Here is a 16,359-nt window from a genome sequence, read left to right as displayed (position 1 = left end):
CAAGGTCAGACCTCGGCGTTGCGCTTGACGGTGATCACCTGCGGATAGGTGAACTCCTTCAGACCATCGATCCCGTATTCCGCCCCAATGCCCGACTGCTTGTGCCCGCCAAAGGGCGCGAGCGGCGAGATGTGCAGGAATTCGTTGATCCAGACAGTGCCGGTTTCGAGCTGTTCGGCGATCTCGACACCCTTGTCGGTGTCCTTCGTCCAGACAGCGCCGGCAAGGCCGTATTCCGAGTTGTTGGCGCGTTCGATCACTTCATCCACGCTGCCGAATTTCATCAGCGGCATGACCGGGCCGAACTGCTCTTCCGCCACGATACGCGCATCTTCGGGCGGATTGTCGAGGATGGTGATCGGCACGTAATAGCCCGTGCCCGACGGGTCGACATCGCCGCCGGTCAGGAACTGGTAGCCATTGTCCTTGGCGTCCTGGATCAGCTCGCACACGCGGTCGAACTGCTTCTTGTTCTGGATTGGGCCGACGCCCGTGCCCTGCTGCGAGCCGTCGCCCACGACCACGGTTTTCGCGTATTCGGCGATGGCCTTGGAGAGGTCGTCGTAAATGTCTTCGTGGATGTAGATGCGCTTGGCGGCGACGCAGATCTGCCCTGCGTTGGAAAAGCTCGACCAGAACAGCTGTTCCGCGACCTTTCCGACATCGGCATCGGGCAGCACGATCGAAGCGTCGTTGCCGCCCAATTCCAGCGTGATGCGCTTGAGGTCTCCTGCCGCGCCTTCCATGATCTTCTTCCCCGTCGCGGTGGAGCCGGTGAAGGTGATCTTGTCGATATCGGGATGCTCGGTGATCAGCGGGCCAAGTTCGTCCGGACCGGTGATGATGTTGACCGTGCCGGCGGGGACCACATCCTTGATCAGCTCGGCAATCCGCAGCGTGGTGAGCGGGGTGAAAGGCGAGGGTTTGAGCACGATGGTGCAGCCCGAGATCAGCGCGGGGACGATCTTCTGGACCGCCATCATGACGGGGAAGTTCCACGGCACGATACCGCCGACCACACCCACCGGCACGCGGCGCGTGCGGCTGAGACGGGTGTCGTCGTCCTGGTTGATGACATCGTCGAGCGTCAGGCCCGATTGCGCGGCGGCGAGGCCGGCAGCCCCGAAGATTTCCATCTGCGCCTGCGCATGCGGCTTGCCCTGTTCGGTAGTCAGCAGGCGGAACAGCTCGTCGGCGTTTTCCTTGATCGCGGCCGAAATACCCATGACGACCTTCTGGCGTTCTTCCGCCGAGGTCTTGCGCCAACTCTTGAAGGCGTTGCGCGCGGCGGCCACGGCGCGGTCGAGTTCGTCCTTGCCACAGGAAGGGACCAGGCCGACGACCTCTTCGTTCGCCGGATTGACGACGTCAAGCGTCGCGGCGGTTGTCACCATCTCGCCGTTGATCAGGTTCGCATAGGTCTTGGTCATGGCTCTCTCCTCAAAACGCGCAGAATCGGTTTCGGAGAGAAACGTAGTCTCTTGCCCGCGTTTGGCAAACGCCTTCCGCGAAGCTGCTGCCCGGCGTGCTATTCGGCAGGCAGGGGCAGCGCGGTCTTTGCGATCATCTCTTCCATCGAAAGCAGCGCGGTCACGCTGAAAATGCTGACATCCTCTATCAGCGTCCGATAGAACCGGTCGTATCCCGCCGCATCGGCGACGCGCACCTTGAGCAGATAGTCGATCTCGCCTGCCAGCCGGTGCGCCTCTATGATCTCGGGCCGCGCCTTGAGGGCGGCCATGAAATCGGCGAGCCATTCAGCATCGTGGCGCGAGGTGCGCACGAGGACGAAGAAGCAGCTGCCCACGCCCACCGCTTCGGCATCGAGGATGGCCACCTGCCGCTCGATCACGCCGGCTTCGCGCAGCTTGCGGATGCGGTTCCACACCGGGGTTTTGGACGAACCGACGCGCGCCGCAATTTCATCGAGCCCGGGCGTGGCATCTTCCTGCAGCAGGCGAAGAATTTTCCGGTCCAACGCGTCGATCTTGATAGCCATTCCAAATCCCTCGCATTGGTGGACGATGTTTTCGAATTACGCATTGTGAAGGGAAGATATTCCCTAAAGCGGCGCCGAGCCTCGTTAGTAGCGGGAAAATATCCTATATCGCAACGCACAATCGAACTCATGGATTCTGCATGCGCTATCTTCCCATCTTTCTCGACACCTCCGCCTCCCGGATCATCGTTTCCGGCGCGGGCGAGGCGGCTACGGCGAAGCTGCGCCTGCTGGTCAAATCGCAAGCCCGGATAACGGTTTTCGGCTCTACGCCAACCGATCAGGTCACCCGCTGGGCCGCAGAGGGCCGCGTCGAACATGTCGAACGCTTCCCCTCGCCCGCAGATCTTGCCGGTGCAGACATTCTCTACATCGCGCGCGAGGACAGCGAGGACGCGATGGCGCGCGATGTCGCCATGGGCCGCGCCGCAGGCCTGCTAGTCTCCGCGGTCGACACGCCTGCGCTGTGCGATTTCATCACGCCTGCCATCGTGGATCGCGACCCTGTCGTCATCGCCATCGGCACCGAAGGCACCGCTCCGATGCTGGCGCGGCAGCTCAAGGCGCGGATCGAGGGACTGGTCAGCCAGTCGACCGGCGAACTGGCCAAGCTCGCCGCCACGCTGCGCCACGAAGCGGACGCCGTTGCGGCAGGCTCGAAGCGGCGCGGCCTCTGGGCACGCTTCTTCGGCGAGGAAGGCCGCCGCGCCTTCGAAGAAGGCGGCGCACCCGCAGCCGAAGACGTCTTCGAAACCCTGCTGCACGAAGCCGGAACACGCGGAACCGAAGGCCATGTCGCTCTCGTCGGCGCAGGCCCCGGCGATCCCGAACTCCTCACCCGCAAGGCGCACCGCCTGCTGGGCGATGCCGACGTGGTCATCCACGACCGGCTCGTTTCGCCGCAGGTGATGGAACTGGCCCGGCGCGAGGCGCAGATCATTGAAGTCGGCAAGTCGCCTTACGGCACAAGCTGGAAGCAGGAAGACATCGACGCGCTGATCGTGGCCGAGGCGCAGAAGGGCCAGAAGGTCGTGCGCCTCAAATCAGGCGATCCCGGCATCTACGGCCGGCTCGACGAGGAGGTGACCGCACTCGAACGCGCCGGCGTATCCTTCGAGGTCGTGCCTGGCATTACCGCGGCCATCGCGGGCGCCGCCGAACTCGGCCAGTCGCTCACCCGCCGCGGCCGCAATTCCAGCCTGAGATTCCTCACCGGCCACGATATCGATGGCTTTGCCGAGCATGACTGGAACTCGCTCGCCGCTCCCGGCGCTACGGCTGCGATCTACATGGGCGTGCGGGCCGCCCGCTTCATCCAGGGCCGCCTGATAATGCACGGCGCACATACCTCCACGCCTGTGACCGTGATCGAGAACGTCTCGCGGCTTGATCGCAAGCAGGTCGCCGCGAAACTCGCCGACCTGCCCGAAGCCATGGCCAAGGGCGGCATCAAGGGCCCCGCCATCCTCTATCTCGGCATCGCCCCGCGAACCGCGCAAGCCTCCGGCCTGATCGACGAAAGGACCGCCACCCATGCCTAAGGCACCCAAGCCCCAGCTGGTCAGCGCGAACGACTTGCTCGAAGGCCATGTCCTTTATCTCGGACGCGATGGCGTCTGGACCACCAGCCGCCAGCAGGCTGCGGTTTCGACCGACAAGGACGAGCTCGACGCGCTGGCCGCCAAGGCCTCCGAGGCGCGCCAGGTCGTCGATGTCGCCCATGTCGAGGTGACGCTCGAAGACGGCGGGGCCCCGCGCCCCGTGGCCTTGCGCGAAGTCATTCGCGACCGCGGCCCCACCAACCGTCCGGACCTAGGGCGGCAGGCCGATCCCACTCTCCCTCAGACCGGCAGCGAAGCCGAAGGCACCGCCCATGTATAGCTATGACGAATTCGACCGCACCTATGTGAAGGACCGTGTCGCCACTTTCCGCGACCAGGTCGCGCGGCGCATTTCTGGCGCGCTGACCGAGGACGAGTTCAAGCCGCTGCGCCTGCAGAACGGTATCTACCTCCAGCTGCACGCCTATATGCTGCGCGTTGCCATTCCCTATGGCACGCTCAACTCCGCCCAGATGCGCCAGCTGGCCATGATCGCCGAGCGCTGGGACAAGGGCTACGGCCACTTCACCACGCGCCAGAACATCCAGTACAACTGGCCGAAATTGGTCGACCTGCCCGACATTCTCGACGCGCTGGCCGATGTCGAGATGCACGCCATCCAGACCTCGGGCAATTGCATCCGCAACGTCACCGCCGATCACTTCGCCGGCGCCGCCAGGGACGAGATCGAGGACCCGCGCCCGGCCGCCGAGCTCCTGCGCCAGTGGTCGACCGACCATCCCGAATTTGCCTTCCTGCCGCGCAAGTTCAAGATTGCCGTGACGGGGGCCGAGGAAGACCGCGCCGTCACCCGCGCGCACGATATCGGCATTCAGATCGTCAGGAACGAGGCGGGCGAGGTCGGCTACAAGGTGATCGTCGGTGGCGGCCTCGGCCGTACGCCGGTGGTCGGCGTGACCATTCGCGACTTCCTGCCCAAGGAGCATCTGCTCGCCTATTGCGAGGCGATCCTGCGCGTCTACAACCTCCACGGACGGCGCGACAACAAGTACAAGGCGCGGATCAAGATCCTCGTCATGGAAGAGGGCCTCGACAGCTTCCGCGCGCAAGTGGAGGACGAATTCGCCAGCCTCCTCGAACGCCATCACGGCCCTTCGCTGATCCCCGATCCCGCCGTCGTCGAACGGATCGAACAGGCCTTCGCGCCTCCCGCCTTCGAGACTCTGCCCGATTCGGACGAGGCGCTCGACGCGCGGCTCGCCAGCGATCCTGCCTTCGCCGAATGGTGCGAAGTCAACCTGACCGAGCACCGCGAGCCGGGCCACACGATCGTTTCGATCAGCCTCAAGCCCGTGGGCGAGGCGCCGGGCGATGCCAGCACCGCGCAGATGCAGGTCGTGGCCAATCTCGCCGAACTCTATTCGCACGACGAGGTGCGCGTCAGCCACGAACAGAACCTCATCCTGCCGCATGTCGCCAAGCGCAACTTGCCCGCAATCTACGACGCGCTGAAGGACGCAGGCCTCGCCACCGCCAATATCAATTTGATCGGCGACATCATCGCTTGCCCCGGCCTCGACTATTGCGCGCTGGCTACGGCGCGCTCGATCCCGATTGCCAAGGATATCGCCCAGCATTTCGCCGACAGCGCCTATGCCCGCACCATCGGCGAAATGAAGATCAAGATCTCCGGTTGCATCAACAGCTGCGGCCATCACCACGTCGGCCACATCGGGATCCTCGGGCTCGATAAGGGCGGCAAGGAGAACTATCAGATCACGCTCGGCGGCGATCATACGCAGGACCTGCAGCTGGGCCAGCGCCTTGGTCCGGGCTTCGATGCCAAGGATGTCGTCCCCGCGATCGAGCGGCTGGTCGAGATCTATCTCGGCCTCAGGCAGGACAAGGACGAAACCTTCCTTAAGGCCGTGAAGCGCGTGGGCATCCAGCCGTTCAAGGACGCGCTCTACCCGCCCAAGGAAAGCGCCCGTGCTGCTTGAGGGCGATCTCTACGGCGATGCGCGTCTGACCCCGGAGCGCGAGGGCAAGACCCTCGCCTTCCTGGCCGAGTCGATCCTGCGCGATTACCCGGGCTGCGTCGCGATGGTGTCCAGCTTCGGCGCGGAATCCATCGTGCTGCTCGACATGGTGGCGCGCATCAATCCGAACACGCCGATCCTCCTGAATGAAACCGGCATGCTGTTCGCTGAAACGCTGGAGTACCAGCGCGAGGTGTCGGCCCTGCTGGGCCTGACCAACGTCCAGCTCGTCCGCCCGACCCGCCAGCGGTTGGCCGAAGAAGACCCCAACGGCCTCCTCCACCGCAACGACAGCGACGCCTGCTGCAGTTTGCGCAAGAGCGAACCCTTGCGCCGCGCGCTCGCGCCCTTCGATGCCTGGATCACCGGGCGCAAGAAGTTCCAGAACGACAAGCGCGCCGAGATGCAGCCGGTCGAACAGGACGGCGCGGGCCGCGTCAAACTGAACCCCCTCGCCGATTGGACCCCGTCCGATATTCGCGACTATTTCGATCGCTACAACCTGCCGCGCCACCCGCTGGTGAGCCAGGGCTATCCCAGCATCGGCTGCGCCCCCTGCACCAGCCGCGTGCTGGCCGGCGAAGACGCCCGAGCCGGGCGCTGGCGCGGCACCGAGAAAACCGAATGCGGCATCCATTATGTCGAAGGCCAATTTATCGCCGGAGCAGGAATCTGAGCATGACCATCGTTACACCCGCAGGCTTCCGCCCCGACGACAATCGCAGCTATGCGCCCCATGACGACTTGCCCGCCGGCACGGATCTCGCCGTCGACCTACCGAACGACGCCGATCCGGTCGTGCTGGCTCAGCGCCTCGGCGATATCGCGCTGATCCGCATCCCCTTCCCCACCTATGGCGACGGGCGCGGTTTCAGCATCGCGCGCGAATTGCGCGAAATGGGCTTTGCGGGAACGCTACGAGCTTCGGGCTATGTCATCTCCGACCAGTTCCGTCACGCGCTGCAATCGGGATTCGACGAGGTCGAGATCGACGAAGCGCTCGCCGTGCGCCAGCCCGAAGATCTGTGGCGGTTCGAAGACTGGAAGTCCTACCGCGCAAAACTAGCGCAAGACGCCGCCTGACTGCGCTGCGCGGACGCGAACATGAATTGGCTAGAGTCTGAGTCTACATGAAAGCATTCGCGTCGATCCGCGCCGTTCCGAAATAACTCAAATAGGGCAGTAGGATATGGACGACGCCAATGTTCGGCGCGGCATTACGCAAGCAAGCTTGCAGACCCCTCATACCCTGACGGCCAAAGAATGACTTTGGTTTCTGATTAAGGAACGGTTTTGGCTCGTTCGTTCTTCACGGCATCGCACTGCCCTGACCGCTTGATCCATGAAGTAATCGCATTGCTCCAACAATGTAATTCTGTTGCGCTATTGTCACTAGGCGACGGCGACGATTACATTTACGCCGGGAACGCGGCGAAATCTGGTTTCCAGCCGATCGGGATTCAGTTGCCGGCACACTGTACGGCGGGGCGGGCGACGATGCGATCTTCGCCCGTTACAACGATACCGTTTATGGCGGGACGCAAGGGCATTATGGCGATACTCTGTACATCAGCTTCCGAGGCGCGACCGGGGGCATAACCGTCGACCTAAGCCAGGATATGATTGTTAACGGTAGCGGCACGATCAGCGGAATTGAATCCGTTAACTGGGCCGAAGGCTCCAACTTCGACGACACGATCCACATGGGTCGCTACTCCCGCGGGTTTGCGCAAACCTACGGAATGGATGGCAACGACACGCTGATCGGCGGCTATTATACCGGCAGCATGTATGGCGGCGATGGCAATGATGTGATCGACGCGACCGCTAGTATTTACGGATACGATCTGTTCGGCGGAGCAGGCGACGATGTGATCTACGATCACTCCAACGGCCGACATGTTCGGCGGTGCTGGTAACGATACGCTTTACGGCCATGACGCCATCTACGGCGAAGAAGGCGACGACACTCTCTTCGTGGAACAAAGCTATTACACCGGTACGATCAGCGGCGGTGATGGCAACGACCGTATCGTCATCCGCTCGACCCGCGGTGTGAGCAGCATTTTCGGCAAGGACGGTGCGGACGTCATTCGCGGCAACACCGGTTCCGAAACCGGACGGAGAGCCGTCCACCGCAACAATTGCGGAAGCTAACCTTACGCTCACATCGTGAGACGTTCAGGTATCTCCCTGCCGTCCTCGCTCGCGGCGGCGGAATGAAGCTCTATAAAGGCAACTGCCAAATCGGCCTGATTATCGAGCAAGGATTGACGACTGGCGATGAGCTGGCGTTGCGCATCGAGCACATCGAACAATGAGGCGAGCCCTTCGCGGTAGAGCGCGTTAGATTGGCCTAGTGCCGTTTCGCTCTGCTCGATGGCCTCAGCGAGCGCGTTCGCACGCTGGCGGTAGGCACCGATCGCAACTAGCGCATTCTCTGCTTCGCCCAGCGCAAGCAGGAAAGTCTGGCGATACTCGGCAAGACTGGCATCAAGCTCGGCGCTAGCGGCCTCGACCTCGGCGCGCCGTCGCCCACCATCGAACAGTGGCAGATCCAGCGCAGCGCCGAGAGTGGCGAGGAAACCGGCGAAAAGACCGTCGAGCGAACCGTCGCCGATCAAGATCGAGCCGGGCACGACGAGCGAGGGGCGCAGATCAGATTGCTCGATGCCGACCTGCGCGGCGGCGGCAGCAAGCCGGGCCTCGGCGGCGAGCACATCGCCGCGGCGCCGCAATAGATTGACAGGCCCTCCGATTGGTGGCCCGGCACTATAGTCGGGAATGACGTCATCCTCGCCTGTCGACGCCGGAATGTCTAGCGTCCCCGGCGTTTCACCAAGTAGCACGGCGAGCGCATGTCTCGCCTCCGCACGGGAGACCTCGATCAGGCCGAGCCGAGCCTGTGTTTGCGCGAGGTCGGCTGCCGCGCGGCGCACATCGAGATTAGCCGATAGGCCGGCCTCAAATCGCAAGGTGACGATCCGTAGCGTCTGCCGTTGCAGCTCGGTCGATTCTTCGAGCAAGGCGAGCTGGGCGCCGGTCCGACGATATTCGACATACTGCGCCGCAATCGCTGCTGCTACCAGCCGACGCCGTTCTGCTTGCAGGTAGCCCGCTTCGGCATAGCGCGCGGTGGCAAGACGAATCTCCGCCCCCAGCCGTCCCGAAAGGTCGAGATCGAAACTGCCGAAGATACCTCCACTCCCTGTGACCCGCGTTCCATCGTCACCGGTTTCGACGCCTATATTCGCCGAACCGTCAAGGGTAGGAAAGCGGTCGGCTCGATCGGCACGCAGCAGCGCCTCGGCCGCGCGCAACCGGTCGCCAGCGGCGGCGATATCGAGATTGGCCGCGAACCCGCGCGCGATCAGTCCGTCGAGGACCGGATCGGAAAAGGGTCGCCACCAAAACTCATTAAGTCCCGCGACCGGCAGGTCGGCGAAATATTCCGTCGGTGCGGCCACGGTGGTGTCGGGAACCGCGAAATCGGTACTCGCACAGCCAGCGAGCCATAGTGCGCAGGCGGGGAGCGTAATTCTCCCAAGTATCATGCCGGCGCCATCGTCATGTCTTCATCGACATCCTCGATTTCTGCCTGAAGCTTTGCCAAATCGACGCTTCGCGGTTGCCCGAAGCGAGCAATACCGAGATAGATCACCGGGGTCAGGAAAAGCGTGAAGAAGCCCGCGATGCCGAGTCCGCCGAAAATGACCCATCCGATTGACTGGCGCGCTTCCGCCCCGGCGCCCGAGGCAAGGATCAGCGGGACAGCGCCGATCACGGTCGAAATCAAAGTCATCCCGATCGGTCGCAGTCGGATCGCCGCCGCTTCTTCGGCAGCCTCGCGCACGCTCCGCCCCTGGTGGCGTAGCTGGTCTGCGAACTCGACGATCAGGATACCGTTCTTGGCCATCAGTCCAATCAGCATGACCAGGCCAATCTGCGAATAGATGTTGAGCGAAACACCGGAAAGGAAAAGCGCGAAAAGCGCGGCAGCGAGAGCAAATGGTACGGTGCACAGTACGACGAGCGCACTGGTCAGACTTTCGAACTGCGCAACCAGCACAAGGAAGACGATCACCAGCGCAAACAGGTAGGTCATCAGGACGTCATTCGATGTTTCCTCCAGGCTTTCGGCTTCGCCTTGCAGGAGCATATCGATGTCTTCAGCAACGGATTCCGCGGCTAGTCGTTCGATTTCGTCAACCGCGTCCTGCAGCGGCACACCTTCAGCAATGTTCGCCTCAAGCTCGATCGCGCGGCGCTGTTCTGTGCGGTCCAGTTCGGCAGCCACCCCCTGTTCCACGATCCGTGTGATGCTCGACATCGGCACAAGTCCGCCATTTTTGGTTCGGACGTATAGGTTGCGCAGATCAGAGGGATTGGTCACCGCGACCGCTTCGGATGTGAGAAAGATCGGCACCGCCTGGTCTGAAACATTGAGATCGACAAGGTCGTCGCCACCAATCATCGCGCGCAGGGTCTGGGCGACATCGTCCAGATCGACCCCGAGATCGGAGGCGCGCCGTCGATCGATTTGCACCGAGAGCTGTGGCTGCGTAGGCTGGTACGAAATATCGGGATTGGAGAGAACCTCCGAACTGGTATCGATTGCTTCGCTCAGCGCTAGTGCCGAGCGGTAGATGTTTTCGTATTCGCCCCCAGTCAGCGCAACTTCGATATTGCCGCCGCCTCCGCCACCGAAGCTGAGCGTGCCACGCCCGCGGGCGTTGGTTCGCGAGCCCGGAATTTCGCGAAGAGGGTCGTTCAATTCTTCGACGATAGCGGTCTGGCTGCGCTCACGTTCACTCCAATCGGCAAGTTGCGCGGTAACACGAACCCGGTTCGGATCGTAGCGACCGACGATGGAGAAGGTGCTCTGAATTTCTCCGCTGTCGAGATAAGGCTGGAGCATGACCTCAATCTCATCAAGCTCGCGGTCCATGAAGTCGAGCCCTACGCCGTCCGGGCCTGTTGCATCGATCTCGATCACCCCACGATCCTCATCGGGGACCAATTCGGAGTCGAGCTGGAGATAAAGCAAGCCCGTGACGGCCGCCATCGCGATCGCGGTGACGACCACGATCCGGCCGTGATCCAGGCATCGTCCAAGCAAGACAGTGTATTGCTTGCGCAGTTTCGCGCCGAAGCGCGTTACCCGGTCCGCCCCGTCATCGCCGCTCCTGAGGTCGAACTTGGCCGCCAGCGCCGGAACTAGAGACAGCGCAACGAAGGATGAAATGAGCACCGCGACCGAGAGAACGAAGCCGAACTCTCGAAAAAGCCGGCCTGCCTGCGACGGCAGAAAACTGATTGGCAGAAAAACCGAAACGAGTACCGCCGTCGTTGCGATCACGGCGAAGAACACCTGCCGCGTACCGACTACCGCCGCGGCGCGTCTTCCGAGGCCCCTATTCCGTAGCCGCTGCGTGTTCTCGAGAACGACGATCGCGTCGTCGACGATGAGGCCTGTCGCGAGAACCAGCGCTAGCAAGGTCAGCAGATTGATTGAGAACCCCATCAGCCAGATTCCGGCAAGAACGCCGATGAGTGCGACCGGGATCGTAGTGCTGGGTATGAGAGTCGCGCGCCAAGCGCGGAAGAACAAAAGCATCGTTCCGATCACCACGAGGATAGTGAAGGCGAGCGTGATAAGGACCTCGCGGACCGAAATCTCAATGAAGTCGGCATCGTCCGAAATGACATTGACATCGAGGTCCTGGTATCGCGCCGCTACCCGATCGACGGAGGCACGGATGGCATTCGAAATCTCGATAGTGTTCGAGCTTGCCTGACGAACGACCCCGAGACCGACGATCGGGCGACCATCGAGCCGCACGAAGTTGGTTGCATCCGCCGGGGCGAGTGTCACTTCGGCGACATCGCCGACCCGAGTTGTTCCAGCAATTATGACCTCGCGGATAAGGTGGGGTTCGGTCGCGCTGGCATTGGCACGCACAACCAGTTCCTGCGATTCCGACCGGAAGGATCCGACGGGCACATCGTATGGCGCGCGTTCGAGAGCGGAGGCGACATCGCTCATGGTTAGCCCAAAACGGTTCAGCCGGGCCGGATCGACCGACACGCGCATCTGCAAGGCACGCGTGCCGAACTGGTCGATGCTGGCCACCCCCTCGGCGGTCAGCAGTTCGGGGATCACGTCGTTCTCAACCACGCGTGTTAGTTCGGCCTCGCCATAGCGGTCGCTCGACACGGCGAGCACCATTATCGGCTGGGCGTCGGCATCGGCCTTCACGATATTAACCTGTTCGACCCGATCGGGGAGGTCGCGCGTCACGCGGCTGACGGCCTCGCGCACATCCGAAGCCGCCGTATCTAGATCGACCCCGGCATTGAACTCGGCACGGATGCGTGTGTTATTCTCTTCGCTCGATGAGTTGATCTGGCGTACACCGGTAACGCGTGCGACAGCATCCTCGAGAACGCGTGTGACCTCGCTGTCCATCGTTTCGGGCGCCGCGCCCGGTAGCGAGGCCGTGATCGAGACAATGGGTCGATCGACATTGGGGAGTTCGCGCACTTCGATCCCTGCGAATGCCGCGAGACCTGCAATAACGATAAGAAGGTTGATTACTCCAACCAGAAGCGGTCGCTTGACCGCAAGCATCGGCAGGTCAGCCTTATCCGCCATCGTTTTCGACATCGGTTTTGGAAGGCTCGCGCAATTCAACATCGGCTTCGGGCGCGATAACCGGGCGTACCAAGCGGATTTCCTGTCCGTCACGGATTTTTTGCACGCCTTCGACAATTACACGGTCGCCCGCCTTGAGCGCCCCGTCGACCAAAGCAAGTCCATTGCGGCGCGAAGTGATTGTCACCGGTATCCGCGCAGCATTTCCTTCGCGAACCACAAACAAATGCGAGCCTTTACCGCCCCATACGATCGCCTCTTCGGCAACCGCAGCGCGGGTAGCGTCGTTGCGAGCGAACATTACGCGGAAGCTCATACCCGGACGGAAACGGTCGCCCGAATTGGCGATCGCTGCCCTTACTGTGAAGTTGCGGGTGTCGCTAGTAATACGGGAATCCGTCGACACGATCCGTGCCTTGATTGGATCGTTTTGACCGGAGAAGGCGGAGACTTGCACAACCTCCCCCTTGCGCAAGGTTGCGAACACCTCCTCAGGCGCCGGGAAATCGATGTATAACCGGCTGCGTTGGTCAATCTGCGCGATCGGGGTAGCATCGCTGACCCGGTCGCCCGGATCGATCTCGGTCAGGCCGATATGGCCCGAAAAGGGAGCCCTGACGACCCGGTCGGCGAGTTCGGCCTGCGCCTGTCGCAACATCACCTGCGCCGAAGCGAGGGCGGTTTCCCCCGCTTCTATCTGGCTTTCGGAAATCGCGCCGGTATCCTCGATACGGCGATAGCGACCAAGCAATTGCTGCGCTTCTAGCACCTGCACGCGTGCAGCTTCGACCGCTAGTTGCTCCTGCCGCGCCTCCAGCTGGAGCAATGGCTGGCCGGAGCGGACAAAATCCCCAGCCGAGAACATGACGCTGGTGACGCGGCCTGCTCCTTCGGGATAAATCTCGGCTGAAGTCACGGCTCGGGCTGTGCCAATCGCTTCCACCTCCTCCCTGTCAGGCAGAAATCGCACCTCTTCGGCAACCACAGGGACAGCCTCTTCCCTCACCTCGCTGCTTTCGGACGAGCACGCAGCAAGAATGACCGCGCCAAACAATCCTACCGATCGATTGAGGAAATCCATACACGCACTTGTAAAGAAATGCGTCGGTTATCAAAAGCTAAAAGCAAAAGGAATTTGCGCAGACAGTTATCGTAAGGAGCGCGGATTCCAATAAGCCCAGGTTTCGGACGAATGTAACGCCCAAGCCTATGCTGTGAGCACAATCGCAGTTGGTCTCCGCTAACTCAGCTACCCCTTCCTCGGGTGCTGCCAGTCCAATCGCGGCTTGTCTTCGAGAGACCCAGCTAAACGCGCGGCCGCGTATCTATGCGGAAGGGCAATCGACAGGAGTTTGTGGACCAACACGCGCGGGCGCGCGCGGCTGCGGGAAATTCGAGTGTCCGCTTTGGTACATTCTCGCGCAAAAGCAGCCATTCCGCTAACGACCCGATAGCGGACCTTCGGCTTTGAACTTGGGAAGGCAGGTTCCCGTAGTTCGCCCCGAAACTGCGCCATCAGCTAATGCCCCAACTCATGCAGCTTTTCCGATAATCGATCTAGTGCGGGCCGTCGCCAAACTCGTTGTTCAATGACCTTTTCATTTCAGGAACCTAGTATCGCCCGGATGCGTTCGCGCATTGCGCGGGTTGTAAGGCAAATCCGCAAGGGTCTGGGGATCACCTCTAATGCCATTGTCAGAGCAAGTGACGAGCGAGCGTCTTGGCGAAATCGTCGAAAAAGCCGCTGCGGAAGTTTTCCTGTTCGGGAAAGACAATTTCCGTTTTCTGTTGGTCAACCAGGGCGCGCGCGACAATCTGGGCTATTCGAAAGAAGAGCTTTCCAGCCTGCATCCCTGGGACATAAAGCCAGAATACAGTGAGGCTGAATTCAAGGAATACGTGACCCCTCTCATCAATGGCCAACTCGAGGAGCTTAAATTCGAGACCGTCCACGAGAGGAAAGACGGTTCGACCTACGATGTAAGCGTGCGCTTGCAACTGATTACGACCGGCGATCTACCGGTTTTCTATGCTGCCATCCAAGACATTACCGAGCCAAGAAAGATCCGTCAGGAGCTCGAACAGGTTTCGGGCCGGCTGGATGCCATTCTGAACAACACTACTATGGCGGTGTTCATGATGGATGACCGTCAGCACTGCTCTTTCATGAACATGGCGGCCGAGGAACTCACTGGCTTCACCTTCGCGGAAACTCAGGGCAAACCGCTCCACGACGTAATTCACCACAGCTATCCCGATGGTCGCCCTTTTCCGATCAGCGAATGCGCCATTGACCGGGCGTTCCCCAAGAATAGCCAAACGCAAGGAGAGGAAGTGTTCGTCCACAAGGACGGATCATTCTACAATGTCGGGTTCACAGCTTCGCCCATGAAGAATGCAGACGGGCTGACGATCGGTACAGTGATCGAAGCGCGCAACATTGACGATGAGCTAAAGGCCAGGGAGGCGCTCAATTCCTTCAATACTGCTCTTCGCGAACGCGTTGACGAGGCTATTGCCGAGCGAAAGGCACTGGAAGCGCAACTGGTACAGGCGCAGAAGATGGAAGCAATTGGGCAGCTTACGGGGGGCGTAGCCCACGATTTCAATAATCTGCTTCAGGTCATCGGCAGTAATCTGCAGCTTCTAAAGAAAGACCCTATCCTCGAAGGGCAGAACATAGCCCGCCTTGACAATGCGCTTGCCGGGGTGGCGCGCGGCGCCAAGCTCGCTGCGCAGCTACTCGCTTTTGGGCGTCAACAGCCGCTCAAGCCGAAGCCGATCAATGCCGGGCGGGTGATGCGTGACATGGATGATATGTTTCGGCGAACGCTCGGCGAGACGGTCGAGATTGAAACGATTGTCGCTGCTGGACTGTGGAACTGCCTCGTTGATCCAAGGCAACTCGAGAATGTGCTTCTCAATCTCGCGATCAATGCACGTGACGCGATGAAAGGAGAGGGCAAGCTTACCCTTGAAGTCGGAAACGCTTCACTGGACGAAGATTATTCGAACCTTCATCCGGGCGCCAACCCTGGTCAGTATGTCATGATCGCCGTCACCGATACCGGATGCGGAATCCCAGAAGAGAACCTTTCGAAAGTTTTTGAACCCTTCTTCACAACCAAAGCGCCGGGAAAGGGGACCGGGCTTGGGCTCTCGATGGTTTTCGGCTTTGTGAAGCAATCCGCTGGGCATATCACGATATACAGCGAGGAAGACGAGGGAACTACTGTCAGGCTCTATCTGCCCCGAACCCGCAAGGCTGAGCTCACTCAGCGCCCTGAAGGCGGCGCCGTTCTTGAACAGGGCAATAACGAGGTCATTCTTGTTGTCGAAGACGATCCCGACGTTCGCTCCACCACCGTCGAAGTCCTTTCGAACCTGGGCTACAAGGTTATCGAGGCTGCGAATGCCGACAGCGCGCTTGCTATCGTGCAGTGTGGCATTGCTATTGACCTTCTTTTTACCGATGTCGTGATGCCGGGCAAACTGCGTTCGACGGAGTTGGCACAGATTGCCAAAGAACACCTGCCGAATATCGGTGTGCTGTTCACGTCAGGATACACGCAAAATGCGATTGTCCATGCGGGTAAACTGGACGACGGAATTGACCTGATCAGCAAGCCCTACTCAGCTGAAAGGCTGAGTCAGAAGGTTCGGAAAGTTCTGGAGAAAGCAAAGCATACTAATTCTCCGACCTTTGCAGCGGTAGAGTCCAATTCTCCCGTCGTTCTTTCAACTGAACAAATGCATTCTGGTAAGAAGCGCAAGATACTTCTTGTCGAAGATGAACCCTTGATACGTACGAATACGGCAGAAGGCTTGGAATCGCTAGGGCACGACGTGATTGAGGCAGGCAGCTTGAAGGAAGCCAGAGAGCTGCTTGAGACAAGCCAACTGGACACGATTGTTTCCGATTTGAGTCTCCCGGATGGAAATGCTGCAGAATTTCTCTTAGACGTGAAGACCACACATCCGGATATGCGTTTGATCCTGGCTACAGGCGGCGCGATCCCTGATGAACTGCGCTCGCAGCAATTCTCGGTGTTGGCGAAACCATTTTCCGATGATGATTTGAAGGCCTTGTTGGCCTAACTCTGA

The 16,359-nt window shown here is 60.7% G+C and carries 13 protein-coding genes; 8 read left to right on the top strand and 5 right to left on the bottom strand.

The features are described from left to right. Positions 1-5: 5 nt before the first annotated feature. Positions 6-1,430 carry an aldehyde dehydrogenase family protein gene (locus ED21_RS07575; RefSeq protein WP_006833281.1) on the bottom strand — a complete coding sequence of 475 codons (1,425 nt, stop codon included), beginning with the start codon at positions 1,428-1,430 and terminating at the stop codon, positions 6-8. Between the two features lie 98 nt (positions 1,431-1,528). Further along, complete coding sequence (locus ED21_RS07570) at positions 1,529-1,999, bottom strand: Lrp/AsnC family transcriptional regulator (protein ID WP_006833280.1); 471 nt, start codon at positions 1,997-1,999, stop codon at positions 1,529-1,531. Between the two features lie 140 nt (positions 2,000-2,139). On the opposite strand from ED21_RS07570, the gene cysG reads away from it, so the two are divergent. The 7 genes from cysG (at position 2,140) to ED21_RS07535 (ending at position 7,757) form a co-directional block, all read left to right on the top strand. Beyond that, positions 2,140-3,540 (top strand): siroheme synthase CysG, encoded by a 1,401-nt coding sequence (gene cysG, locus ED21_RS07565; RefSeq protein ID WP_006833279.1) that lies wholly within the window; start codon positions 2,140-2,142, stop codon positions 3,538-3,540. Next, a complete protein-coding gene (locus ED21_RS07560) occupies positions 3,533-3,880 on the top strand; it encodes a DUF2849 domain-containing protein (RefSeq protein ID WP_006833278.1) in 348 nt (115 codons plus the stop codon). Before cysG ends, ED21_RS07560 begins: the two co-directional genes overlap by 8 nt. After that, positions 3,873-5,561: a nitrite/sulfite reductase gene (locus ED21_RS07555; protein WP_006833277.1), complete on the top strand. Its 1,689-nt coding sequence runs from the start codon at positions 3,873-3,875 to the stop codon at positions 5,559-5,561. Before ED21_RS07560 ends, ED21_RS07555 begins: the two co-directional genes overlap by 8 nt. Continuing rightward, positions 5,551-6,276 (top strand): phosphoadenylyl-sulfate reductase, encoded by a 726-nt coding sequence (locus tag ED21_RS07550; RefSeq protein ID WP_006833276.1) that lies wholly within the window; start codon positions 5,551-5,553, stop codon positions 6,274-6,276. Before ED21_RS07555 ends, ED21_RS07550 begins: the two co-directional genes overlap by 11 nt. Positions 6,277-6,278: 2 nt before the next feature. Next, positions 6,279-6,683, top strand: coding sequence for a DUF934 domain-containing protein (locus ED21_RS07545; protein ID WP_006833275.1), 405 nt, complete (start codon positions 6,279-6,281; stop codon positions 6,681-6,683). A 536-nt stretch (positions 6,684-7,219) separates the two neighbouring features. Then, entirely contained in the window at positions 7,220-7,519 is a 300-nt protein-coding gene (locus ED21_RS07540) for a hypothetical protein (protein ID WP_006833274.1), read from the top strand. Beyond that, on the top strand, positions 7,500-7,757 hold the full coding sequence (locus ED21_RS07535) for a hemolysin-type calcium-binding region (protein ID WP_006833273.1): 258 nt from the start codon (positions 7,500-7,502) through the stop codon (positions 7,755-7,757). The genes ED21_RS07540 and ED21_RS07535 overlap by 20 nt, the downstream gene beginning before the upstream one ends. An 8-nt stretch (positions 7,758-7,765) precedes the next feature. On the opposite strand, the gene ED21_RS07530 is transcribed toward ED21_RS07535, so the two are convergent. The 3 genes from ED21_RS07530 to ED21_RS07520 are packed head-to-tail and all read right to left on the bottom strand — an operon-like array spanning position 7,766 to position 13,336. Continuing rightward, positions 7,766-9,154: an efflux transporter outer membrane subunit gene (locus tag ED21_RS07530; RefSeq protein ID WP_083800407.1), complete on the bottom strand. Its 1,389-nt coding sequence runs from the start codon at positions 9,152-9,154 to the stop codon at positions 7,766-7,768. After that, positions 9,151-12,255, bottom strand: a complete 3,105-nt coding sequence (locus ED21_RS07525) for an efflux RND transporter permease subunit (RefSeq protein WP_006833271.1) — start codon at positions 12,253-12,255, stop codon at positions 9,151-9,153. The genes ED21_RS07530 and ED21_RS07525 overlap by 4 nt, the downstream gene beginning before the upstream one ends. After that, positions 12,245-13,336, bottom strand: a complete 1,092-nt coding sequence (locus ED21_RS07520; RefSeq protein ID WP_006833270.1) for an efflux RND transporter periplasmic adaptor subunit — start codon at positions 13,334-13,336, stop codon at positions 12,245-12,247. Before ED21_RS07520 ends, ED21_RS07525 begins: the two co-directional genes overlap by 11 nt. A 605-nt stretch (positions 13,337-13,941) precedes the next feature. Here ED21_RS07520 and ED21_RS07515 point away from each other — a divergent pair. Further along, positions 13,942-16,353 (top strand): PAS domain S-box protein, encoded by a 2,412-nt coding sequence (locus tag ED21_RS07515; RefSeq protein WP_034921763.1) that lies wholly within the window; start codon positions 13,942-13,944, stop codon positions 16,351-16,353. Positions 16,354-16,359 lie beyond the last annotated feature (6 nt).

The organism is Erythrobacter sp. SD-21 (genome assembly GCF_000181515.1).
Lineage (GTDB): Bacteria > Pseudomonadota > Alphaproteobacteria > Sphingomonadales > Sphingomonadaceae > Qipengyuania.
The sequence above is the reverse complement of the archived record's forward strand: the minus strand, read 5'-3'. Positions and strand labels throughout refer to the sequence as shown.

What these genes read in the sequence shown, in the direction of transcription:
- ED21_RS07560 (WP_006833278.1), top strand. Translation starts at nt 3,533, where the DNA reads ATGCCTAAGGCACCCAAGCCCCAGCTGGTCAGCGCGAACGACTTGCTC.
- ED21_RS07570 (WP_006833280.1), bottom strand. Translation starts at nt 1,999, where the DNA reads ATGGCTATCAAGATCGACGCGTTGGACCGGAAAATTCTTCGCCTGCTG.
- ED21_RS07535 (WP_006833273.1), top strand. Translation starts at nt 7,500, where the DNA reads ATGTTCGGCGGTGCTGGTAACGATACGCTTTACGGCCATGACGCCATC.
- ED21_RS07540 (WP_006833274.1), top strand. Translation starts at nt 7,220, where the DNA reads ATGATTGTTAACGGTAGCGGCACGATCAGCGGAATTGAATCCGTTAAC.
- ED21_RS07575 (WP_006833281.1), bottom strand. Translation starts at nt 1,430, where the DNA reads ATGACCAAGACCTATGCGAACCTGATCAACGGCGAGATGGTGACAACC.
- ED21_RS07525 (WP_006833271.1), bottom strand. Translation starts at nt 12,255, where the DNA reads ATGGCGGATAAGGCTGACCTGCCGATGCTTGCGGTCAAGCGACCGCTT.
- ED21_RS07555 (WP_006833277.1), top strand. Translation starts at nt 3,873, where the DNA reads ATGTATAGCTATGACGAATTCGACCGCACCTATGTGAAGGACCGTGTC.
- ED21_RS07520 (WP_006833270.1), bottom strand. Translation starts at nt 13,336, where the DNA reads ATGGATTTCCTCAATCGATCGGTAGGATTGTTTGGCGCGGTCATTCTT.
- ED21_RS07530 (WP_083800407.1), bottom strand. Translation starts at nt 9,154, where the DNA reads ATGATACTTGGGAGAATTACGCTCCCCGCCTGCGCACTATGGCTCGCT.
- cysG (WP_006833279.1), top strand. Translation starts at nt 2,140, where the DNA reads ATGCGCTATCTTCCCATCTTTCTCGACACCTCCGCCTCCCGGATCATC.
- ED21_RS07545 (WP_006833275.1), top strand. Translation starts at nt 6,279, where the DNA reads ATGACCATCGTTACACCCGCAGGCTTCCGCCCCGACGACAATCGCAGC.
- ED21_RS07515 (WP_034921763.1), top strand. Translation starts at nt 13,942, where the DNA reads ATGCCATTGTCAGAGCAAGTGACGAGCGAGCGTCTTGGCGAAATCGTC.